Source organism: Nissabacter sp. SGAir0207, assembly GCF_005491205.1.
Classification (GTDB): Bacteria; Pseudomonadota; Gammaproteobacteria; order Enterobacterales; family Enterobacteriaceae; genus Chimaeribacter.
Window position 1 is genome coordinate 2,749,339 of record NZ_CP028035.1, and the last position, 21,807, is coordinate 2,771,145.

The window sequence follows — 21,807 nt, forward strand, 5'->3', positions numbered from 1 at the left end:
TATTGGGGTATCGCCAAGCGGTAAGGCACCGGATTCTGATTCCGGCATTCCCAGGTTCGAATCCTGGTACCCCAGCCAAAAAACAAAAAGCTCGCTTCGGCGGGCTTTTTGCTTTTCTGCGTTCAGAGCAGATAAAAAGGCCGGGACACTGCCCGGCCCTGCCCTTACAGCCCCAGCGCGTAGCGTAATGCCCGCTCCTTTAGCCGTCCGCCCCGCTGCGCCAGCATCAACGCCGCATTGCGCACCATGCGCACCGGTGCCAGATCGTTGCTAAACGCGGTGTAGAAGAGATCCATGCCGCTCTGCATCATCAGGTTATCCAGCTTGCGGCGCTGCTGGTAACGCCCCAGCACCTCCGCACCCGCCCATGATTCACCACGTTCACGGGCAGTCGCCAGCACATCGATCAGCGCCTCCACGTCGCGGTAGCCAAGGTTAACGCCCTGCCCCGCCAATGGATTGATGGTGTGGGCCGCATCGCCCACCAACGCCAGACCTGGCTGCACATAGTTATGGGCATGGCGGCGCGTCAATGGAAAGGCACCGGCGGCCAGCGCGGTCACCTTGCCGACGCGGGCCGGGAAGGCCTGCTCAATCTCGCGGCTCAATTGCGCCATCGGCAAGGATTGCAGGTAGCGGATGCGCGCTGGGCTGTCATACCACACCAGCGACGCATAACGGCCACACAGCGGCAGGAAGGCGCGCGGGCCGCTGGGAAAGAACTGTTGCCAGGTGGCATCCTGATCTGGCTGTTCGGTTTCAACACTGATCAGCATACAGGCGTGGCGATACTGCCAGCCATTGACGCCAATGCCCGCCAGCTGCCGCACCTGCGACTGCGCGCCATCCGCACCTATCACCAGCCGTGCCGAAATCACCTGCCCATCGGCCAGCGTCAACGCCCAGCCATCCGCCTCACGCGCCATCCCCTGCAAAGAGGCCGGGCAGTGCAGGCTGATGCGGGGCTGTTGCTGCGCCCGCTGCCAGAGCGCGCGTTGCAGCACCGGGTTCTCCACCATATACCCCAGCTCCGGCAGGCCGAGCGCCGCCGCGTCAAACACCACCTCTGAGCCGGGCATCTCCCAGGTCTCCAGCCGGCGATAGGGCGCGCAGCGCATCTGCTTCACCGCCTGCCAGGCACCCAGCTGGTCGAGCAACCTGACCGAGGCGCTCCCCAGCGCTGAAATGCGCAGGTCAGGCGCGCTTTGCGGATCGAACTCCGCCGGGGCGGCATGTTCCAGCAGGGCGACGCGGAACCCCTGCTCAGCCAGCCCCAGCGCGGCTGCCGCGCCAACCATGCCGCCGCCCACCACCGCAATGTCTGACTGATTCTCTGAACTCTTCATAATGGCTAGATACCAAATTGTGATGACAACATCAGGAAGTGTACCGGATTTTTCTGCCTGCAACAGGCACACCCCGGTTTTCCCACACTGGTCACCACCGCGGTGAGCGATTAGAATAGCAGCCCTGCAACCCAAGCTTACCCGAGAAGCTTTCTCTTCCGCATTGAGTAATGGCACGTCAATGACCAAAAAACTGCATATTAAAACCTGGGGCTGTCAGATGAACGAGTACGATTCATCGAAGATGGCTGACCTGTTAGCCAGCACTCATGGTTATGAGCTGACAGAGAACGCAGAGGACGCCGATCTTCTGCTGCTCAATACCTGTTCGATCCGTGAAAAGGCGCAGGAAAAAGTGTTTGCTCTGCTGGGCCGCTGGCGGCAGCTGAAAGAGGCGAAGCCGGGGCTGGTGATTGGCGTCGGCGGCTGCGTGGCCTCCCAAGAGGGCAAATTCCTGCGCCAGCGCGCGCCCTGCGTGGACATCGTGTTCGGGCCTCAAACCCTGCACCGCCTGCCGGAGATGATCAACCATGTGCAGGGCACCCGCAGCCCGATCGTGGACATCAGCTTCCCGGAGATTGAGAAGTTTGACCGCCTGCCGGAGCCGCGCGCCGACGGCCCGACTGCCTTTGTCTCCATCATGGAGGGCTGCAACAAGTATTGCAGCTTCTGCGTGGTGCCCTACACCCGTGGTGAAGAGGTGAGCCGCCCGAGCGATGACATCCTGTTTGAGATTGCCCAACTGGCGGCGCAGGGTGTGCGTGAGGTCAACCTGCTGGGGCAGAACGTCAATGCCTATCGCGGCCTGAATTTCGATGGCTCCCTCTGCACCTTTGCCGACCTGTTGCGGCTGGTGGCGGCGATTGATGGCATTGACCGCCTGCGCTTCACCACCAGCCACCCGATTGAGTTCACCGACGACATCATTGATGTCTACCGTGACACGCCGGAGCTGGTGAGCTTCTTGCACCTGCCGGTGCAGAGCGGCTCTGACCGGGTGCTGACCATGATGAAGCGCGCCCACACCGCGCTGGAGTACAAGGCCACCATTCGCAAGCTGCGTCAGGCGCGCCCGGACATCCACATCAGTTCTGACTTTATCGTCGGCTTCCCCGGCGAGACGCAGGCAGACTTTGAGCAGACCATGAAGCTGATTGCCGAGATCAATTTCGATGTGAGCTACAGCTTCATCTACTCCGCGCGCCCCGGCACACCGGCGGCGGACATGGTGGATGACGTCAGCGAGGAGGAGAAGAAGCAGCGCCTGCATATTCTTCAGGATCGCATCAACCAGCACGTGATGCAGTTCAGCCGCCAGATGGTTGGCACCGTCCAGCGTATTTTGGTGGAGGGGCCGTCACGCAAGAGCCTGATGGAGCTGACGGGCCGCACCGAAAACAACCGCGTGGTCAACTTTGAGGGCACGCCAGACATGATTGGCAAGTTCGTGGACGTGGAGATTGTGGATGTCTATGCCAACTCCCTGCGCGGCGTGGTGGTGCTCACGGAGGAGCAGATGAACCTGCGCATCCATGAGTCCCCCTCCTCGGTCATTGCCCGTACCCGTAAAGAGAGCGAGCTGGGCGTCGGCCTCCACCAGCCATAACGCCTCCCCAGAGGGCGCCCGGTGCGCCCTCTCCTTCCCCTGCCCGGCTGGAACCCGCCTCGCGGGCGCAGGAAACTTCTTGCAGCCAACCATTTATTTTTTCGATTTAACCCTCATATTCATACTCCAGGCGCTCTGCTCCCTTGCCAGAAAGAGGAAGAAGGGGAAAATGGCATGTATGATTACCCTATGCCGGAACTCCGGCAGAGTGCACTTTTCTCTATCAACAGGCCCTATGTGACCCAGAGGAACAGCTTGAACGTCGAGACACAAGAAATCCTGCTAGAACCCGCCGACAACCAGCGCTTACTGAGCCTGTGCGGGCCGTTTGATGACAATATCAAACACCTTGAACGCCGGTTGGGTATCGAGATTAACCACCGTGACAACCAGTTCAAACTGGTCGGCAAAAGCCTGATCGTCAATGCCGCCATCGACATTTTGCGCCATCTCTACGTGGAGACGGCGCCGGTTCGCGGTGAGATCAAAGATATCGACCCGGAACAGATTCACCTGGCGATTAAAGAGAGCCGCGTGCTGGAGCAGAGCGCGGAGAGCGTGCCTGACTACGGCAAGGCCGTGACCATCCGCACCAAGCGTGGGGTGGTGAAGCCGCGTACGCCCAATCAGGCGCAATATGTCGCCAACATCCTGGACCATGACATCACCTTCGGCATCGGCCCGGCCGGTACCGGGAAGACCTACCTGGCGGTGGCCGCGGCGGTGGACGCGTTGGAGCGTCAGGAAGTGCGCCGCATCCTGCTGACCCGCCCGGCGGTAGAGGCCGGTGAGAAGCTGGGCTTCCTGCCCGGCGACCTCAGCCAGAAAGTAGACCCCTACCTGCGCCCGCTGTATGACGCGCTGTTTGAGATGCTCGGCTTCGAGCGGGTTGAAAAACTGATTGAGCGCAACGTGATTGAGGTGGCACCGCTTGCCTACATGCGTGGCCGCACGCTGAATGATGCCTTTATCATCCTCGATGAGAGCCAGAACACCACCATCGAACAGATGAAGATGTTCCTGACGCGCATTGGCTTCAACTCCAAGGCAGTGATCACCGGCGACGTCACGCAGATTGACTTGCCGCGCAACCAGAAATCGGGCCTGCGCCACGCCATTGAGGTGCTGGCCAACGTGGAAGAGATCAGTTTCAACTTCTTCCACAGCGAGGACGTGGTACGCCACCCGGTGGTGGCCCGCGTGGTCATCGCCTATGAGGCGTGGGAAGCCGAGGATCAAAAGCGCAGAGATGCCCAAGCGGAGCAGCGCCGACGTGAGACGCAAGCCTATGCCCAACAGCAGGCTGCCTCCGCCGTGCCGCCGCAGGAGGCCCCATGAGCAACGTGATTCTTGATCTGCAAATTGCGTGTGAAGAGACGGCCGGCCTGCCAGCCGAGGCTGATTTCCAGCGCTGGCTTGATACCGTTTTGCCGCAGTTCCAGGAGGAGTCCGAAGTGACCATCCGTCTGGTGGATGAGGCGGAGAGCCATGAGCTGAACCTCACCTACCGTGGCAAGGACAAGCCGACCAACGTGCTCTCCTTCCCGTTCGAAGCCCCGCCGGGCATCGAGATGCCGCTGCTTGGCGACCTGATCATCTGCCGTCAGGTGGTGGAGCAGGAAGCCAAGGAGCAGGAGAAGGCGTTGGAGGCCCACTGGGCACATATGGTTGTCCACGGCACGCTGCATCTGCTAGGGTACGATCATATTGTTGACGAAGAGGCCGAAGAGATGGAATCTTTGGAGACAGAGATCATGCAAGGGATGGGTTACCCTGACCCCTACCTGTCTGAAAAAGACGATGCCTGACGTGAACTGATGACGCGCGGCGTTTTTCGTGCCCGATCCGGCCGGAAACCGGCGACAAACGCCGCGATTTCACTAATAATAATTTTTTCCTCCCAACTCGAGTAATATTAACCAGACCGCCATGAGCGACGACCATTCACAGAGCAGTGACAGCCCCAGTCCCAAGAAGGGCTTCTTTTCCCTTATCCTCAACCAACTGTTTCACGGTGAGCCAAAAAACCGTGGCGACCTGGTCGAGCTAATCCGCGATTCCGAGCAGAATGACCTGATTGACCCCGATACCCGCGATATGCTGGAAGGGGTGATGGACATTGCTGACCAACGCGTACGCGACATCATGATCCCCCGCTCCCAGATGGTGACCCTGAAGCGCAACCAGCCGCTGGAGGAGTGTCTGGACGTGATCATTGAGTCCGCCCACTCCCGCTTCCCGGTGATCAGCGAAGACAAGGATCATATCGAAGGCATCCTGATGGCCAAGGATCTGCTGCCCTTCATGCGCACCGAATCCGAACCGTTCAGCATCGACAAGGTGCTGCGCCCGGCGGTGGTGGTGCCAGAGAGCAAGCGCGTTGACCGGATGCTGAAGGAGTTCCGCTCCCAGCGCTACCATATGGCGATCGTGATCGATGAGTTCGGCGGCGTCTCGGGTCTGGTGACCATTGAGGACATCCTGGAGCTGATCGTGGGTGAGATTGAGGATGAGTATGACGATGAAGAGGATCGTGACATCCGCCAGCTCAGCCGCCACACCTACACCGTGCGCGCGCTGACGCCGATTGAGGATTTCAACGAGGTCTTCAACACCCAGTTCAGTGATGAAGAGGTCGATACCATCGGCGGCCTGGTGATGCAGGGCTTCGGCCACCTGCCAGCCCGTGGCGAAACCATTGAGATTGATGGTTACGTATTTAAAGTTGCGATGGCGGATAGCCGACGTATCATCCAGGTTCACGTCAAGATCCCGGATGACGCACCGCAACCAAAATTGGAAATGGAAGAATAACGTAATCCATGTCTCTTGCCCTATTACAACGCCAGCGGATACGCCTCCCGCTGGCGCTCTTATTTGGTGCCTGCGGCACCCTGGCGTTCTCCCCCTATGATTTCTGGCCTGCGGCGATTATTGCGCTCTGTGGCCTGCAAGGGCTGACCCTCAACCGCTCCGCCAGCCAGTCCGCTTGGATCGGCTTCTTCTGGGGACTGGGACTGTTTGGCAGTGGCGTCAACTGGGTCTATGTCAGCATTGCCCAGTTTGGCGGTATGCCAATGCCGATCAACCTGTTCCTGGTGGTGCTGCTGGCCGCCTACCTGTCGCTCTATACCATGCTGTTCGCTGGCGTGCTGGCGCGCCTCTGGCCGCGCCTGACGCTGTGGCGCGTGGCGCTGGCGGCACCGGCATTGTGGCAGGTGACGGAGTTCCTGCGCGGCTGGGTACTGACCGGCTTCCCGTGGCTGCAATTTGGCTACAGCCAGATTGATGGCCCGCTAAAAGGCATTGCCCCGGTGCTGGGCGTCGAGACCATCACCTTTATCCTGATGTCCCTCAGCGGCCTGCTGGTCTATGCCCTCTGCCGTCAACAGGTGGTGCCAGCGGTGGTGGCGCTGGCGATGCTGCTGCTCCCCTGGCCGCTGCGCCAGATCAGCTGGTTTACGCCGCAGCCGGAAAAGGCCGTCAATGTGGCGATGGTGCAGGGCAATATTCCACAGTCGATGAAGTGGGACCCGAAAGTGCTGCGCGCCACCCTCGAAACCTATCTGGACGCCAGCCGCCCCTACGCTGGCCGTGCGCCGCTGATTATCTGGCCAGAGTCCGCCATCCCGGACATTGAGAGCGACCAGCAACCTTTCCTGACGATGATGGATGATCTGATGCGCGCCCACCACAGCAGCCTGATCACCGGTATTGTGGATGCGCGCCGTACAGCGCAGGGCTACGCCTACTACAACAGCGTGATTGCGCTGGGCGAGCCAACGCCCTACCGCTACCCGAGCGCTGACCGCTACAACAAGCACCATCTGGTGCCGTTTGGCGAGTTTGTGCCGCTGGAGAGCCTGTTGCGCCCGCTGGCCCCCTTCTTTGACCTGCCGATGTCCTCATTCAGCCGGGGCGGCTATGTGCAGCCCCAGCTCCATGCGGCTGGCTTCAACCTGACGGCGGCCATCTGCTATGAGATTATCTTGGGCGAACAGGTGCGAGCGAATTTCCGACCAGACACCGACTTCCTGCTGACCATCTCCAATGACGCCTGGTTCGGTCACTCGATTGGCCCGTGGCAGCACTTCCAGATGGCGCGGATGCGCGCCGTCGAGCTGGGCCGCCCGCTGCTGCGCAGCACCAACAATGGCGTGACCGCCGCCGTGGATGCCCACGGCGAAGTGATCAAGATGTTGCCGCAGTTCACCCGCCAGGTGCTGGAAGTGCAGGTGACCCCCACTACCGGCCTGACCCCCTATGCGCGCATGGGCGATCTGCCCCTGTGGCTCTTGACCCTGCTGGCCGGGGTGGCGTCGCTGTACGCCACCTTGCGCCGTCCGCGTGCATCCTGATGCCCCCTGCCGGGGAGCCCTCCCCGGCATTTTCTTCCCTTCCCCTGCCTGCTGGCACGCCTCTTGCTTGATAACGTTAGGATTTAGTTGGACGTGTAACCCGCCCTGACGTTTCGTCTGGCGAATGCACCATCTGAAGACACCTGCTGCACCGGCAGTGTGCGTGGCCGCTTTTTTGCCTTGATTTGGTGCGGCGCTGGTCGCAAAAAAGAAACGTTTTGGTTTCAATAAATTTACATTCAGCTATGTTCAAACAGGCTTTTCGAGGGCCGCTTGCCGCGCTAACGCGGTCTCTTTTTTTGGCGGGGTGCGCTGCGCCACCGCCACCACTACAGCAAGGAGTAGGACCATGCAAATGCGCAAACTGGCGTTATCGCTGCTGCTCGCCGGGATCGCCGCAGGCAGTGCACACGCGGAACAGACCACCGCCGGGGCATCCCCCGATACGCTGCAAAAAATCAAACAAAACGGCGTGATTGTGGTTGGGCACCGTGAATCTTCCGTTCCCTTCTCCTACTACGACAATACGCAGAAAGTGGTGGGATACTCCCAGGACTACTCGAATGCGATTGTTGAGGCGATCAAGAAACAGCTGAATGCCCCTAACCTGCAGGTGAAAATGTTGCCCATCACCTCGCAAAACCGCATCCCGCTGTTGCAGAACGGCACCTACGATTTTGAGTGCGGCTCCACCACCAACAACCTGGAGCGCCAGCAGCAGGCGGCCTTCTCCAACACCATCTTTGTGGTCGGCACCCGTCTGCTGGTGAAGAAAGGCTCCCCTATCAAAGACTTCCCGGATCTGAAGGGCAAAACCGTGGTGGTGACCTCGGGCACCACCTCCGAGATCCTGCTCAACAAGCTGAATGATGAGCAGAAGATGGGCATGCGCATTATCAGCGCCAAGGATCACGGCGACTCCTTCCGTACCCTGGAGAGCGGCCGCGCGGTGGCCTTTATGATGGATGACGCCCTGCTGGCCGGCGAGCGCGCCAAGGCGAAGAAACCAGACCAATGGGAGATCCTCGGCACGCCGCAATCCCATGAGGCATACGGCTGTATGCTGCCGAAGGGCGACACGGCCTTCAAGAAGCTGGTGGATGATACCATCGCACAGGCGCAGACCTCCGGCGAGGCGAGCAAATGGTATGACAAGTGGTTCCAGCAACCGATCCCGCCGAAGAACCTGAACATGAACTTTGCTCTGTCGGATGACATGAAAGCCCTGTTCAAGGCACCGAACGATAAGCCGTAATCCCCTGCGAGTCCTGGCCGGATGAGGGCAGGAGAGAGGAGAAGCCGGTAGCCGGGGTGGCCGTTCCCTGCCCCACGCGCGCCGGCTTTGCCGCTTCTGCCGTCCCCCATCCTGCCGGGCCGCTGTCTGGAGTGATGTATGTCAACAAACTGGAACTGGGGCATCTTTTTGCAAGAGGCCCCCTTCGGCAACACCACCTACCTGGGCTGGATCTGGTCAGGGTTTCAGGTCACGGTTGCCCTCTCCTTTTGCGCCTGGATCATCGCGTTTTTGGTCGGGTCGCTGTTCGGCATCCTGCGTACCGTGCCCAACCGCTTTCTTGCCGGGCTGGGTACCTGTTATGTCGAGCTGTTCCGCAATGTGCCGCTGATCGTCCAGTTCTTTATCTGGTATCTGGTGGTGCCGGAGCTGCTGCCGGTGGACATCGGCATGTGGTTCAAGTCGGAGCTGGACCCTAATGTGCAGTTCTTTGTCTCCTCGATGGTCTGCCTCGGGCTGTTTACCGCGGCCCGCGTCTGCGAACAGGTGCGCGCCGCCATCCAGTCACTGCCACGTGGGCAGAAGGCGGCCGGGCTGGCAATGGGCCTGACGCTGCCGCAGACCTACCGCTATGTGCTGCTGCCCAACGCCTACCGGGTGATTGTGCCGCCAATGACCTCCGAGATGCTGAATCTGGTGAAGAACTCCGCCATCGCCTCCACCATCGGACTGGTGGACATGGCGGCGCAGGCCGGCAAGCTGCTTGACTATTCGGCCCATGCCTATGAGTCGTTCACTGCCATTACGCTGGCCTATATCCTGATTAACGCCGTGATCATGGTGATCATGCGGCTGGTGGAATCCAGGGTGAAACTGCCCGGCCATGCGGGAGGTAAATAATGTACGAGTTTGACTGGAGTTCCATACCGCCAAGCTTCCCTTACCTGCTGGACGGGCTGGTGATCACCTTGAAGATCACCGTGACCGCCGTGGTGTTTGGCATTTTGTGGGGCACGCTGCTGGCGGTGATGCGTCTCTCCACCTTCAAGCCGGTGAGCTGGTTCGCCACCCTGTATGTCAACCTGTTCCGTTCCGTGCCGTTGGTGATGGTGCTGCTGTGGTTCTATCTGGTGGTGCCGAGCCTGCTGCAAAAGGGGCTGGGGCTGTCGCCGCACACCGACATCCGCCTGATTTCGGCGATGGTGGCCTTCTCGCTGTTTGAGGCGGCCTACTACTCCGAAATTATCCGCGCCGGCATTCTGAGCGTGGCGCGTGGCCAGAATGCCGCCGCGCTGGCGCTGGGCATGACCCCGTGGCAATCCATGAAGCTGGTGATCCTGCCGCAGGCGTTCCGCGCTATGATCCCGCTGCTGCTGACACAGGGCATCGTGCTGTTCCAGGATACCTCGCTGGTCTACGTATTGAGCCTGGCGGACTTCTTCCGCACTGCCGCCACCATTGGCGAGCGCGACGGCACTCAGGTGGAGATGGTGCTGTTTGCCGGGTTGGTGTATTTCGTTATTAGCATCGCGGCCTCTCTGCTGGTCAGCGTATTGAAGAAAAGGACCGTGTGATGATCACCCTGAAGAGTATTTCCAAGTGGTATGGGCATTTCCAGGTGCTGACCGAGTGCAGCACTGAAGTGCAGAAAGGGGAAGTGGTGGTGGTCTGCGGCCCCTCCGGCTCTGGCAAATCCACCCTGATCAAGACCGTGAATGGCCTGGAGCCGATCCAGCAGGGCCAGATTATTGTCAACGGCATCCCGGTCAATGACCGCAAAACCAATCTGGCGCAACTGCGCGCCAAAGTGGGCATGGTGTTCCAGCACTTCGAACTGTTCCCGCACCTGTCGATTGTAGATAACCTGACGCTGGCGCAGATCAAGGTGCTCAAGCGCGACAAGGCCGCGGCGCGTGACAAGGGGCTGAAACTCCTCGATCGCGTTGGGCTGTCGGCACACGCCAACAAGTTTCCCGGCCAGCTCTCTGGCGGCCAGCAGCAGCGGGTGGCGATTGCGCGCGCACTCTGCATGGACCCGGTCGCCATGCTGTTCGACGAACCGACCTCGGCCCTTGACCCGGAGATGATCAACGAGGTGCTGGATGTGATGGTGGAACTGGCGCAGGAGGGAATGACGATGATGGTGGTCACCCATGAGATGGGCTTTGCCCGCAAGGTGGCAAACCGCGTGATCTTTATGGATGAGGGGCGCATCGTCGAGGACCGCGACAAAAACGACTTCTTCACCAACCCGCAATCTGAACGGGCGCGTGATTTTCTGGCCAAAATCCTGCACTGACCGTTACGCTGGCCGCGCCACCTGGGCGCGGCCACTTTCCCCTAGGGCTGGAACGGCTTACGGTTGAACTGGTCATGGCCACACTTCGGGCAGAGCGGCAGGATCTCTGGCGTGTAGATCGGCATGTGGTAGTGGCACTTCTCACACACCAAATTTCCCAACCCCACCACCTCGCCGGTGTGGTAGACGCCGTGGTGCGTCACATCCTTGAACACCTCGCGCCACTCCAATTGTGTTTTGTCGGTGATGTCTGCCAGCTCCTGCCACAGGCTCTCTTTGATCACGCGCATAAAGACGCTGTCGGTGAATTCGTCACTCTCCTGATAGCTGCGGGCAAACTCCTCCAGATCGCGCCGCACCGCCTGCGTCACCTGGCGGATCTCCTCCTCGCTCAGGTCACCCGCAGTTCTCAGCCGCGCCTCCGCACTGCGTACCAACGCGTCAATGTCACGATCGCCGCCCTTAATGCGCTCCGTCAGGGATGAAACCAGTTCACGGTAATAGTGTGCAACGTTACTCATACGATCCTCACTCTGTTCGGCGTAATCATGCTGCGGCCCGCCGGGCGCGCCTCTCCTGCTGTTCAGTTTAGTCGTAAACGCCTGATGTGATTCGGGGAATATTCTGGCTTTACGGCCCCTTTCGCAAAATTGCCCGCCGGGCCGGGAGAAATACGCCCGCTGCGGGCGCTGGGTGTTGTTGCGTCAGGCGCTTATCAGCTATGCTATGCGGATCTCTTTATATGAATCAGATAAGGCTACAGGCGTAGCTGTTTTCACTATAGGACCACCGGCCGCCATGCAAGAGCAATACCGCCCAGAAGACATAGAGTCAAACGTCCAGCTTCACTGGCAAGAGAAGCAAACTTTTAAGGTGACCGAGGATGCAACCAAGGAGAAGTACTACTGCCTCTCCATGCTGCCCTACCCTTCCGGCCGCCTCCACATGGGCCACGTGCGTAACTACACCATCGGCGATGTGATCTCCCGTTACCAGCGTATGCTGGGCAAAAACGTGCTCCAGCCCATCGGCTGGGATGCCTTCGGCCTGCCGGCTGAGGGTGCGGCGGTCAAAAACAATACCGCGCCCGCGCCCTGGACCTACGAAAACATTGAATATATGAAGAACCAGCTGAAAGTGCTGGGCTTCGGCTATGACTGGGATCGTGAAATCGCCACCTGCAAACCTGACTACTACCGTTGGGAGCAGTGGTTCTTCACCAAGCTCTATGAGAAGGGTCTGGTCTACAAGAAAACGTCCGCCGTGAACTGGTGCCCGCATGACCAGACCGTGCTGGCCAACGAGCAGGTTATCGAAGGCTGCTGCTGGCGCTGTGACACCAAGGTCGAGCGCAAAGAGATCCCGCAGTGGTTCATCAAGATCACCGACTACGCCGATCAGCTGCTGAACGACCTGGATACGCTGGAGAGCTGGCCTGAGCAGGTCAAAACCATGCAGCGCAACTGGATCGGCCGCTCTGAAGGCGTGGAGATCACTTTCGACGTCGAAGAGAGTGAAGAGACGCTGACGGTCTACACCACCCGTCCTGACACCTTTATGGGCGTGACCTACGTGGCCGTTGCCGCGGGCCACCCGCTCTCCCTGCAAGCCGCCGCTGGCAACCCAGCGCTGGCTGACTTCATCGCCGAGTGCCGCAACACCAAGGTAGCGGAAGCCGATATGGCGACGATGGAGAAGAAGGGCATGGACACCGGGCTGGTTGCCATCCACCCGCTGACCGGCGAGAAAGTGGCGATTTGGGTCGCTAACTTCGTGCTGATGGAGTACGGCACCGGCGCAGTGATGGCAGTGCCGGGCCACGACCAGCGCGACTGGGAGTTCGCCACCAAGTACAACCTGCCGATCAAGCCGGTTATCCTGAATGCCGATGGCAGCGAGCCAGACCTGAGTGCGCAGGCGCAGACTGAGAAGGGCGTGCTGTTCAACTCTGGCGAGTTTGATGGCCTCGACTTCCAGCAGGGCTTCAACGCCATTGCTGACAAACTGGTCTCTCTGGGCCGCGGCCAGCGCAAGGTGAACTACCGCCTGCGTGACTGGGGCGTGTCGCGCCAGCGTTACTGGGGCGCGCCGATCCCGATGGTCACGCTGGAAGATGGCACCGTGATGCCAACGCCGGAAGACCAGCTGCCGGTGGTGCTGCCGGAAGATGTGGTGATGGATGGCATCACCAGCCCGATCAAGTCTGACCCTGAGTGGGCGAAAACCACCGTGAACGGCCAGCCAGCGCTGCGTGAGACTGACACCTTCGACACCTTCATGGAGTCCTCCTGGTACTACGCGCGCTACACCTGCCCGCAGTATGACCAAGGGATGCTGGACCCGGCCGCTGCCAACTACTGGCTGCCAGTGGATCAGTATGTGGGCGGCATTGAGCACGCCATCATGCACCTGATGTACTTCCGCTTCTTCCACAAGCTGATGCGCGACGCAGGGCTGGTGGACTCCGACGAGCCAGCCAAGCGCCTGTTGTGTCAGGGCATGGTGCTGGCAGACGCCTTCTACTACACCGGTGCCAACGGCGAGCGCAACTGGGTCTCCCCGATTGACGCCACCCTGGAGCGTGATGAGAAGGGCCGCATTATCAAGGCGACCGATCCAGAGGGCCGCGAGCTGGTCTATGCTGGCATGAGCAAGATGTCGAAGTCGAAAAACAACGGCATCGACCCGCAGGTGATGGTTGAGCGTTACGGCGCTGACACCGTGCGTCTGTTCATGATGTTCGCCTCCCCGGCTGAAATGACGCTGGAGTGGCAGGAGTCTGGCGTTGAGGGGGCCAACCGCTTCCTGAAACGCGTCTGGAAACTGGCTTACGAGCACTTGGACAAGGGCGCCACGCAGCCGCTGGATGTCGCTGGCCTGAACGACGCACAGAAAGAGCTGCGCCGTGACCTGCACAAAACCATCGCCAAGGTGACCGATGACATCGGCCGCCGCCAGACCTTCAACACTGCGATCGCCGCCGTGATGGAGCTGATGAACAAGCTGGCCCGTGCCCCGCAGGAGAGCGAGCAGGATCGCGCCCTGTTGCAGGAAGCGCTGCTGGCCGTGGTGCGGATGCTCTACCCGTTCACCCCGCACGTCTGCTTCACCCTGTGGCAGGCACTGGGCGGCGAAGGCGACATCGACACCGCGCCGTGGCCGGTTGCCGATGAGAGCGCCATGGTCGAGGATTCGAAACTGGTGGTGGTGCAGGTTAACGGTAAAGTGCGCGGCAAAATCACCGTGCCCGCCGATGCGACAGAAGAGCAGGTGCGCGCGCGCGCCGGTCAGGAGCATCTGGTGGCCAAATACCTGGATGGCGTGACCATCCGTAAAGTGATCTATGTGCCCGGCAAACTGCTGAACCTGGTGGTAGGTTGAGACAAGGAGGCGTTGTGCGACATCGTTTGATGCTGCTGCTATTGGGGGTCGCCGTGCTGGTGACCTCTGGATGCGGCTTCCACCTTCGCGGCACCACCCAGGTGCCCGAGGAACTGAAAACCATGATGCTCGACAGCTACGATCCCTATGGCCCGCTTACGCGGGCCGTTCGTGAACAGCTGCGGTTGAGTGATGTGAAGATTGTCCAGAAGTCCGCCCGCCAGGATCTGCCGTCGCTGCGTATTGTCAGCTCGAACCAGAGCCAGGATACGGTCTCAATCTTCCAGGATGGTAAGACCGCGGAGTACCAGCTGGTGATGACGGTCGATGCCCAGGTGCTGCTGCCGGGCCACGATCTCTATCCGATTCAGGCCAAGGCCTTCCGCTCCTTCTTTGACAACCCGCTGACGGCGTTGGCCAAAGATGCCGAGCAAGACCTGATCCTGCAGGAGATGCGTGAGCAGGTGGCGCAACAGTTGGTGCGTAAGCTGCTGACCGTCCATGCCGCTGAGGCCACCAAACCGCAGAAGGTCGGCCTGAGCGCCCCCGGTGCGGAGAGCACCCCGCCACCGGCCACGGATGCCCTTCAGCCCGCCAGCGTCCGCGCACAATGATTCGTCTCTACCCTGAACAACTTGCCGCGCAGCTCCGTGAGGGGCTGCGCGCCTGTTATCTGCTGTGCGGCAACGACCCGTTGCTGTTGCAGGAGAGCCAGGATCAGATCCGCGCGGCGGCCCAGCAGGCGGGGTTTAGCGAGCACTACAGCTTTGCGCTCGACAACCATACCGACTGGGACGCCATCTTCAGCGTCTGCCAGGCGCTGAGCCTCTTCTCCAGTCGCCAGACGCTGTTGCTGATGCTGCCGGAGAGCGGCCCCACGGCCCCGATCGGCGAACAGCTGGTGAAACTGGCCGGGCTGCTGCACCCGGATATTTTGCTGATGCTGCGCGCCCCGCGTCTGACACGGGCGCAGGAGAACAGCGCGTGGTACAAAGCAATGGGCAGTGCGGGCGGTGCCTGGGTCAGTTGCCAGACGCCGGAGCAGGCGCAACTGCCACGCTGGGTCGCCCAGCGGACGGCGGCGATGAAGCTGTCGCTGGATGAACCCGCCAACCAGCTGCTCTGCTACTGCTACGAGGGCAACCTGCTGGCATTGGCGCAGGCGCTGGAGCGGCTCTCCCTGCTGTTCCCGGATGGGAAACTCACCCTGCCGCGCGTCGAGACTGCCGTCAATGACGCCGCCCACTTTACCCCTTATCACTGGTTGGATGCGCTGCTGGCTGGCAAGAGCAAGCGGGCGCTGCACATTCTCCACCAACTGCGGCTGGAGGAGAGCGAACCGGTGATCTTGCTGCGGACGCTGCAACGCGAGCTGTTGCTGCTGCTGACCCTAAAGCGGGCCGGCGATGCCCAGCCGCTGCGGGCGCTGTTTGACCAGCACAAGGTGTGGCAGAACCGCCGCCCATTGATGACGCAGGCGCTGCAACGCCTCTCCCTGCCGCAACTGCACCAGTCCATCCGGCTGCTGGCGGATCTGGAGCGCACCCTCAAGCAGGATTATGGCCAGTCAGTGTGGCCGGAGCTGGAGACGCTCTCCCTGCTGCTGTGCGGCAAGGCGCTGCCTGCTATCTTTTACTGACCACCCATCGCCACGAGACGGCTCGCTATGCCTGACACTACCCCTGCATCTTTGGCCCCTGTGGATGCCTTTTTTGGCGGCACCTTTGATCCCATCCACTACGGCCACCTGACGCCGGTGGCGGCGCTGGCACGGCAAATCGGCTTGGCCAGCGTCACCCTGCTGCCGAATAACGTGCCGCCGCACCGCCCCCAGCCGGAGGCCAGCGCCCGCCAGCGCCTGCGAATGGTAGAGCTGGCGATCGCCGACCAGCCGCTGTTCCGGGTAGATGACCGGGAGTTGCAGCGCGAGACGCCCTCCTACACCATTGAGACGCTTGAAACGTTACGTAAAGAACGTGGCGCCCACGCGTCGTTGGCGTTTATCATTGGGCAGGACTCACTGCTGTCGCTCTATAAGTGGCACCGTTGGGAGTCGCTGCTGGATGTGTGCCATCTGCTGGTGTGCGCCCGTCCCGGCTATCGCCAACAGCTTGATACCCCGCAGCTTCAGGCGTGGTTCGAGGCCCATCAGACCACGGATGTGGCACAGTTGGCGATGCGGCCCGCAGGCACGATTTTTTTGGCGGATACGCCGCTGGTGAATGTCTCGGCCACCGAGATCCGCCGGCGCCGCCATGCCGGGCAGAGCTGTGATCACCTGCTTCCGGCGGCAGTAGAACGCTTTATCGATTCACAGGGTTTATATCGCGAGTAGAATACCCATGTTATACTGCGCCGCTTAATTTCGGGTGTCCGCTCAGCCGTTTTCCATTTACATATAAATGGTTGATTTTTTGGCACAAAATAATCAAGCCCACCGGCACCCGGCCAACTATCTGTTACGGCATGGGGCCTCACCGCCCATCGCAGCCTGTGTGCTGCCATTGTGTGAACCCCATGCCACTCCACATACTACCCGAGGGGGAACCTTTGCAAGGTAAAGCGCTCCAAGATTTTGTTATTGATAAAATTGATGATTTGAAAGGTCAGGACATTATTTCCCTGGATGTGACTGGGAAATCCAGCATCACTGACTGCATGATCATCTGCACCGGCACCTCCAGCCGCCACGTGATGTCGATCGCTGGCCACGTTGTGGAAGAGGCCAAAGCCGCCGGCCTGGATACTCTGGGCGTGAAAGGCGTTAATGATACCGAGTGGATTGTGGTCGATCTGGGCGAAGTGATTGTGCACGTGATGCAGGAAGAGAGCCGCGCCCTGTACGAACTCGAAAAGCTCTGGAGTTAAGCGGTGAAGCTGCAACTGGTGGCGGTCGGCACCAAGATGCCGGACTGGGTTCAGACCGGCTTTATGGACTACCTGCGCCGCTTCCCGAAGGATATGCCGTTTGAATTGCTGGAGATCCCAGCAGGCAAGCGCGGAAAAAATGCGGACATCAAACGCATCCTGGAAAAAGAGGGTGAGCAGATGCTGGCGGCGGTCGGTAAAGGCAACCGCATAGTGACCCTGGATATTCCCGGCACCCGGTGGGAGACGCCGCATCTGGCGACCCAACTGGAGCGCTGGAAACAGGATGGCCGCGATGTCAGCCTGTTGATTGGCGGCCCCGAGGGGCTGGCGCCGGCCTGCAAGGCGGCAGCGGAGCAGAGCTGGTCGCTCTCGCCGCTGACGTTGCCACACCCGTTGGTCAGGGTGCTGGTGGCGGAGAGCCTGTACCGCGCCTGGAGCATTACCACCAATCACCCTTACCACCGCGAATAAACGGCCGGTGAATGTCAGCAGAGTGAACCATAAGTAGTGGGATGAAAATAGACCGTAACCCTTTTCGCGACTATTCGGCTGAATCGGCCCTGTTTGTCCGCCGCGCTCTGGTGGCATTCGCAGGCATTCTGCTCCTCAGCGGCATTCTGGTCGCCAACCTCTATAACCTGCAGATCCTGCGGTTTGAGGATTACCGCACCCGTTCCAATGAGAACCGCATCAAGCTGGTGCCGATTGCGCCCAGCCGCGGCATCATTTATGACCGGAACGGCACGCCGCTGGCACTTAACCGCACCATCTACCAGCTGGAGCTGGTGCCAGAGAAGGTGGATAACCTGCAGGCGACGCTGGAGCAGCTGCGGCCAGTGGTCAACCTGACGGATGAGGATATCGCCAACTTCCAGAAGGAGCGCAAACGTTCGCGCCGCTTCACCTCGATCGCCGTCAAAACCGCGCTAACCGAGGTGCAGGTGGCGCGCTTTGCGGTCAACCAGTTCCGCTTCCCCGGCGTGGAGGTCAAGGGCTACCAACGCCGCTACTACCCCTATAGCTCTGCCCTCACCCACGTGATTGGCTATGTGTCCAAGATTAACGACCGGGACGTCGAACGCCTGGACAAAGCCGGCATCCTGCCCAACTACGCCGCGACCCATGACATCGGCAAACTGGGCATTGAGCGTTACTATGAGGATGTGCTGCACGGCAAAACCGGCTACGAAGAGGTCGAGGTCAACAACCGCGGCCGGGTGATCCGCCAGCTGCATGAGCAGCCGCCGCAGGCGGGCAAAGACATCACCCTGACGCTGGATCTCAACCTACAAACTTACATCGAGCAGTTGCTGGCCGGCAGCCGCGCGGCGGTGGTGGTCACTGACCCGCGTGACGGCAGCATCCGGGCGCTGGTCTCCACCCCGAGCTACGATCCCAACCTGTTTGTGGATGGTATTTCGAGCAAGGATTACAAAGGCTTGCTGGAAGACGCCAACAAGCCGCTGATCAACCGTGCCACTCAGGGCGTCTATCCGCCAGCCTCCACGGTTAAGCCCTATATCGCCGTTTCGGCGCTCTCCGCTGGCGTCATCACCCGCAATACCAGCCTGTTTGACCCCGGCTGGTGGCAGTTGCCCGGTTCGGAGAAGCGCTTCCGCGACTGGAAGAAGTGGGGCCACGGTCGGCTGAACGTCACGCGCTCGCTGGAGGAGTCGGCTGACACCTTCTTCTATCAGGTGGCCTACGACATGGGCATCGATCGCCTCTCCGAATGGATGGGCAAGTTTGGCTATGGGCACTACAGCGGCATTGACCTCTCTGAGGAGCGCTCCGGCAACATGCCGAACCGCGAATGGAAGTTCAAGCGCTTCAAAAAGCCGTGGTATCAGGGTGACACCATCCCGGTCGGCATCGGCCAGGGTTACTGGACGGCCACCCCAATCCAGATGGCGAAAGCGATGATGACCCTGATCAACGACGGCACGGTCAAAACGCCCCACCTGTTGCAGAGCACCCAGATAGATGGCAAGCCTTCGCCCTATCGCCAGGAGGAGAGTACCCATATTGGCGACATCCACTCCGGCTTCTGGGAGATTGCCAAAGATGGCATGTATGGCGTCGCCAACCGTGCCAACGGCACGGCACACAAAAGCTTTGCCGATGCCCCTTACCGGGCGGCGGCCAAATCCGGTACCGCTCAGGTCTTTGGCCTGCGCGAGAATGAGACTTACAACGCCCACAAGATCGCTGAGCGGCTGCGTGACCACAAGCTGATGACCGCGTTTGCCCCCTATGACAAACCGACGGTGGCCGTGGTGGTGATCCTGGAGAACGGCGGCGCCGGCCCGGCGGTCGGTACCATCACTCGCCAGATCCTCGACCATATCCTGCTGGGTGACAACAATACAGAGTTGCCGGACGCCGCCCCGCTGCCGCCCGGCACGGAAGGTGAATAAATGACTGAAGGGCAAAAGAAAGGCTCGCTGTGGGCCAAGCTGCATATTGATATGCCGCTGCTGCTGGTGATCATGGCGCTGCTGGCCTACAGCGCGTTCGTCATCTGGAGCGCCAGCGGCCAGGATATGGGCATGATGGAGCGCAAAATCGGCCAGATTGCGATGGGTCTGGTGATTATGCTGGTGATGGCGCAGATCCCGCCGCGGGTCTATGAGAGCTGGGCGCCCTATCTCTACTTTGTCTGCGTGATTTTGCTGGTGATGGTTGATGCCTTCGGCCAGATCAGTAAGGGCGCACAGCGCTGGCTGGATCTGGGCATTGTGCGTTTCCAGCCCTCGGAGATTGCCAAAATTGCCGTGCCGCTGATGGTGGCGCGCTTCATCAACCGCGACGTCTGCCCGCCTTCGCTGAAAAACACCGGCATCGCGCTGGCGCTGATCTTCATCCCGACCCTGCTGGTGGCGGCGCAGCCAGACCTTGGCACCTCAATCTTGATCGCCGCCTCCGGCCTGTTCGTGCTGTTCCTCTCCGGCATGAGCTGGAAACTGATTGGCGTCGCCGCGCTGTTGGTCGCCGCCTTCATCCCGATCCTCTGGTTCTTCCTGATGCATGACTACCAGCGCGACCGCGTCATGATGCTGCTTGACCCAGAATCCGATCCGCTGGGCGCGGGCTACCACATTATCCAGTCGAAGATCGCCATCGGTTCTGGCGGGCTGTCCGGCAAGGGGTGGCTGCATGGCACCCAGTCGCAGCTGGAGTTCCTGCCCGAGCGCCACACTGACTTTATCTTCGCTGTACTGGCGGAGGAGCTGGGGCTGGCGGGCGTGCTGATTCTGCTGGCGCTCTACCTCTGCCTGATCATGCGCGGGCTGGTGATCGCCGCCAACGCCCAGACCACCTTTGGCCGCGTGATGGCTGGCGGCCTGATGCTAATCCTGTTTGTCTATGTCTTCGTTAATATCGGCATGGTGAGTGGTATCCTGCCGGTGGTGGGCGTGCCGTTGCCGCTGGTCAGTTATGGCGGGTCGGCGTTGATTGTTCTGATGGCCGGGTTTGGTATCGTGATGTCGATACATACTCATCGCAAAATGTTGTCTAAAAATTTATAAGAGGTGAGCAATGCGTAAGCAGTGGCTATGGGTAGGCATCATGGGGGCGCTGTTGAGCGCTTGTACCACCGAGGTATCACAACAGCAGTCCGCCCCACAGCAGCCGGCCTACGCTGGCCCGGTGGAGGAGATTGGCGGCGCGGAGCCGCAGTATGAGCCTTACAGCCCTAACGCCAATCAGGACTACAGCGTCAACGGCAAGAGCTACAAAATTGTGCGCAATCCGCAGAATTTCAGCGAAACCGGGCTGGCGAGCTGGTATGCCTCCGAGGCCAGTGGCAACACCACGGCGCTGGGCGAGCCTTTCGATCCTAACGCGCTGACGGCGGCCCACCCCACCCTGCCGATCCCGAGCTACGTGCGCGTCACCAACCTCAGCAACGGCCGCCGCATTGTCGTGCGCATCAATGACCGTGGCCCCTTCCAGCCGAGGCGGATTATCGATCTCTCCAAGGCGGCCGGCGAGCGCCTGAATATCTCCAACAATACCAAGGTCAAAGTTGACTTTATCAACGTCGCGCCAGACGGCACGCTCTCCGGCCCCGGCACCCTTGGTACCGTGGTCGCCAAGCAGAGTTATGCTCTGCCAAGCCGCCCAGAGTTGGGCAGCAGCGGACTGGGCACCCCGATGCAGACGTTGGCGCCCACTGACGCGCCGGTACGTGCCATTGATAACAGCGCGCTCAGTGACGGCAGTATGGCAGAGGGAACTAGTTCGCCGGGCAATGCCAGCGGCGGTTTCCTGAATGCCCCGCGCCCGGTGCCACAGGGCATCCTGGAGAGCGATGAACCGGCTGCCCCGGTCATTGCCGCGCCTGCGGCCGTAATGCCAGCCGCCGCCCCTGCCCCTGCCCCGCGTGCTGCCGTGCCGCAGGCAGGTGGGTACATGGTTCAAGTGGGCGCCCTGAGCGACGCCCAACGCGCGCAACAGTTCCAGCACAGCCTAAGCCAACAGTTTGGCGTGCCGGGCAAGGTCAATGCCAGCAGTGGTGTGTACCGGGTGCAGCTGGGGCCGTTCAGTAGCCGCCAGCAGGCCACAGCGCTGCAACAGCGGCTGGCCGGTGAGGCGCAGCAGCAATCCTTTATTGTGGCGGCTGGACAGTAATTGCTTGAAATATCCGCCATGCGGGCGGCGTTTGCATAATGTGAAATATGCCTAATTTATTAAGTAAATCTATGTAA

The 21,807-nt window shown here is 60.5% G+C and carries 20 protein-coding genes and 1 tRNA gene; 19 read left to right on the forward strand and 2 right to left on the reverse strand.

Going from position 1 to position 21,807, the window contains the following annotated elements:
* Positions 1-3 precede the first annotated feature (3 nt).
* Positions 4-78, forward strand: a tRNA-Gln gene (locus C1N62_RS12190).
* Positions 79-164: 86 nt separating this feature from the next.
* Here the strand turns inward: C1N62_RS12190 and ubiF are convergent.
* Positions 165-1,346, reverse strand: coding sequence for a 3-demethoxyubiquinol 3-hydroxylase (ubiF, locus tag C1N62_RS12195; RefSeq protein WP_137763886.1), 1,182 nt, complete (start codon positions 1,344-1,346; stop codon positions 165-167).
* 181 nt (positions 1,347-1,527) lie between these two features.
* On the opposite strand from ubiF, the gene miaB reads away from it, so the two are divergent.
* From miaB to C1N62_RS12240, 9 genes are all read left to right on the forward strand, one after another.
* Positions 1,528-2,952: a tRNA (N6-isopentenyl adenosine(37)-C2)-methylthiotransferase MiaB gene (miaB, locus tag C1N62_RS12200; RefSeq protein ID WP_137763887.1), complete on the forward strand. Its 1,425-nt coding sequence runs from the start codon at positions 1,528-1,530 to the stop codon at positions 2,950-2,952.
* Between the two features lie 237 nt (positions 2,953-3,189).
* On the forward strand, positions 3,190-4,290 hold the full coding sequence (locus C1N62_RS12205) for a PhoH family protein (protein WP_206057752.1): 1,101 nt from the start codon (positions 3,190-3,192) through the stop codon (positions 4,288-4,290).
* Positions 4,287-4,760 carry an rRNA maturation RNase YbeY gene (ybeY, locus tag C1N62_RS12210; protein ID WP_137763888.1) on the forward strand — a complete coding sequence of 158 codons (474 nt, stop codon included), beginning with the start codon at positions 4,287-4,289 and terminating at the stop codon, positions 4,758-4,760. The genes C1N62_RS12205 and ybeY overlap by 4 nt, the downstream gene beginning before the upstream one ends.
* Positions 4,761-4,881: 121 nt before the next feature.
* Positions 4,882-5,766: a CNNM family magnesium/cobalt transport protein CorC gene (gene corC / locus C1N62_RS12215; RefSeq protein ID WP_137763889.1), complete on the forward strand. Its 885-nt coding sequence runs from the start codon at positions 4,882-4,884 to the stop codon at positions 5,764-5,766.
* A gap of 8 nt (positions 5,767-5,774) precedes the next feature.
* Entirely contained in the window at positions 5,775-7,310 is a 1,536-nt protein-coding gene (gene lnt / locus C1N62_RS12220; protein WP_137763890.1) for an apolipoprotein N-acyltransferase, read from the forward strand.
* Between the two features lie 349 nt (positions 7,311-7,659).
* Positions 7,660-8,565: an amino acid ABC transporter substrate-binding protein gene (locus C1N62_RS12225; protein WP_137763891.1), complete on the forward strand. Its 906-nt coding sequence runs from the start codon at positions 7,660-7,662 to the stop codon at positions 8,563-8,565.
* A gap of 138 nt (positions 8,566-8,703) precedes the next feature.
* Positions 8,704-9,444, forward strand: coding sequence for an amino acid ABC transporter permease (locus tag C1N62_RS12230; protein ID WP_137763892.1), 741 nt, complete (start codon positions 8,704-8,706; stop codon positions 9,442-9,444).
* Positions 9,444-10,118, forward strand: coding sequence for a glutamate/aspartate ABC transporter permease GltK (gene gltK, locus C1N62_RS12235; RefSeq protein WP_137763893.1), 675 nt, complete (start codon positions 9,444-9,446; stop codon positions 10,116-10,118). Before C1N62_RS12230 ends, gltK begins: the two co-directional genes overlap by 1 nt.
* Positions 10,118-10,843: an amino acid ABC transporter ATP-binding protein gene (locus C1N62_RS12240; RefSeq protein ID WP_137763894.1), complete on the forward strand. Its 726-nt coding sequence runs from the start codon at positions 10,118-10,120 to the stop codon at positions 10,841-10,843. Before gltK ends, C1N62_RS12240 begins: the two co-directional genes overlap by 1 nt.
* Positions 10,844-10,884: 41 nt before the next feature.
* On the opposite strand, the gene C1N62_RS12245 is transcribed toward C1N62_RS12240, so the two are convergent.
* Complete coding sequence (locus tag C1N62_RS12245) at positions 10,885-11,364, reverse strand: zinc ribbon-containing protein (protein ID WP_137763895.1); 480 nt, start codon at positions 11,362-11,364, stop codon at positions 10,885-10,887.
* A gap of 277 nt (positions 11,365-11,641) precedes the next feature.
* Here C1N62_RS12245 and leuS point away from each other — a divergent pair, with 277 nt between their 5' ends.
* From leuS to rlpA, 9 genes are all read left to right on the forward strand, one after another.
* The gene (gene leuS / locus C1N62_RS12250; RefSeq protein WP_137763896.1) at positions 11,642-14,224 is read left to right on the forward strand and encodes a leucine--tRNA ligase; all 2,583 of its coding nucleotides are present in this window, start codon (positions 11,642-11,644) and stop codon (positions 14,222-14,224) included.
* 14 nt (positions 14,225-14,238) lie between these two features.
* The gene (gene lptE / locus C1N62_RS12255; RefSeq protein WP_137763897.1) at positions 14,239-14,838 is read left to right on the forward strand and encodes an LPS assembly lipoprotein LptE; all 600 of its coding nucleotides are present in this window, start codon (positions 14,239-14,241) and stop codon (positions 14,836-14,838) included.
* The gene (gene holA, locus C1N62_RS12260; protein WP_137763898.1) at positions 14,835-15,863 is read left to right on the forward strand and encodes a DNA polymerase III subunit delta; all 1,029 of its coding nucleotides are present in this window, start codon (positions 14,835-14,837) and stop codon (positions 15,861-15,863) included. Before lptE ends, holA begins: the two co-directional genes overlap by 4 nt.
* Positions 15,864-15,890: 27 nt before the next feature.
* The gene (nadD, locus tag C1N62_RS12265; protein WP_137763899.1) at positions 15,891-16,559 is read left to right on the forward strand and encodes a nicotinate-nucleotide adenylyltransferase; all 669 of its coding nucleotides are present in this window, start codon (positions 15,891-15,893) and stop codon (positions 16,557-16,559) included.
* Between the two features lie 215 nt (positions 16,560-16,774).
* Complete coding sequence (gene rsfS / locus C1N62_RS12270) at positions 16,775-17,092, forward strand: ribosome silencing factor (protein ID WP_137763900.1); 318 nt, start codon at positions 16,775-16,777, stop codon at positions 17,090-17,092.
* A gap of 3 nt (positions 17,093-17,095) precedes the next feature.
* Complete coding sequence (rlmH, locus tag C1N62_RS12275) at positions 17,096-17,566, forward strand: 23S rRNA (pseudouridine(1915)-N(3))-methyltransferase RlmH (protein ID WP_137763901.1); 471 nt, start codon at positions 17,096-17,098, stop codon at positions 17,564-17,566.
* 41 nt (positions 17,567-17,607) lie between these two features.
* The gene (mrdA, locus tag C1N62_RS12280; RefSeq protein ID WP_137763902.1) at positions 17,608-19,512 is read left to right on the forward strand and encodes a peptidoglycan DD-transpeptidase MrdA; all 1,905 of its coding nucleotides are present in this window, start codon (positions 17,608-17,610) and stop codon (positions 19,510-19,512) included.
* A complete protein-coding gene (mrdB, locus tag C1N62_RS12285; RefSeq protein WP_137763903.1) occupies positions 19,513-20,625 on the forward strand; it encodes a peptidoglycan glycosyltransferase MrdB in 1,113 nt (370 codons plus the stop codon).
* A gap of 10 nt (positions 20,626-20,635) precedes the next feature.
* The gene (rlpA, locus tag C1N62_RS12290) at positions 20,636-21,730 is read left to right on the forward strand and encodes an endolytic peptidoglycan transglycosylase RlpA (protein WP_137763904.1); all 1,095 of its coding nucleotides are present in this window, start codon (positions 20,636-20,638) and stop codon (positions 21,728-21,730) included.
* Positions 21,731-21,807 lie beyond the last annotated feature (77 nt).

Excerpts from the sequence above, each read along its gene's own strand:
- C1N62_RS12225 (WP_137763891.1), top strand. The coding sequence starts at position 7,660 with ATGCAAATGCGCAAACTGGCGTTATCGCTGCTGCTCGCCGGGATCGCC.
- rlpA (WP_137763904.1), top strand. The coding sequence starts at position 20,636 with ATGCGTAAGCAGTGGCTATGGGTAGGCATCATGGGGGCGCTGTTGAGC.
- ubiF (WP_137763886.1), bottom strand. The coding sequence starts at position 1,346 with ATGAAGAGTTCAGAGAATCAGTCAGACATTGCGGTGGTGGGCGGCGGC.
- ybeY (WP_137763888.1), top strand. The coding sequence starts at position 4,287 with ATGAGCAACGTGATTCTTGATCTGCAAATTGCGTGTGAAGAGACGGCC.
- C1N62_RS12230 (WP_137763892.1), top strand. The coding sequence starts at position 8,704 with ATGTCAACAAACTGGAACTGGGGCATCTTTTTGCAAGAGGCCCCCTTC.
- gltK (WP_137763893.1), top strand. The coding sequence starts at position 9,444 with ATGTACGAGTTTGACTGGAGTTCCATACCGCCAAGCTTCCCTTACCTG.
- C1N62_RS12240 (WP_137763894.1), top strand. The coding sequence starts at position 10,118 with ATGATCACCCTGAAGAGTATTTCCAAGTGGTATGGGCATTTCCAGGTG.
- nadD (WP_137763899.1), top strand. The coding sequence starts at position 15,891 with ATGCCTGACACTACCCCTGCATCTTTGGCCCCTGTGGATGCCTTTTTT.
- leuS (WP_137763896.1), top strand. The coding sequence starts at position 11,642 with ATGCAAGAGCAATACCGCCCAGAAGACATAGAGTCAAACGTCCAGCTT.
- holA (WP_137763898.1), top strand. The coding sequence starts at position 14,835 with ATGATTCGTCTCTACCCTGAACAACTTGCCGCGCAGCTCCGTGAGGGG.
- mrdB (WP_137763903.1), top strand. The coding sequence starts at position 19,513 with ATGACTGAAGGGCAAAAGAAAGGCTCGCTGTGGGCCAAGCTGCATATT.
- mrdA (WP_137763902.1), top strand. The coding sequence starts at position 17,608 with ATGAAAATAGACCGTAACCCTTTTCGCGACTATTCGGCTGAATCGGCC.
- C1N62_RS12245 (WP_137763895.1), bottom strand. The coding sequence starts at position 11,364 with ATGAGTAACGTTGCACACTATTACCGTGAACTGGTTTCATCCCTGACG.
- miaB (WP_137763887.1), top strand. The coding sequence starts at position 1,528 with ATGACCAAAAAACTGCATATTAAAACCTGGGGCTGTCAGATGAACGAG.
- lnt (WP_137763890.1), top strand. The coding sequence starts at position 5,775 with ATGTCTCTTGCCCTATTACAACGCCAGCGGATACGCCTCCCGCTGGCG.
- corC (WP_137763889.1), top strand. The coding sequence starts at position 4,882 with ATGAGCGACGACCATTCACAGAGCAGTGACAGCCCCAGTCCCAAGAAG.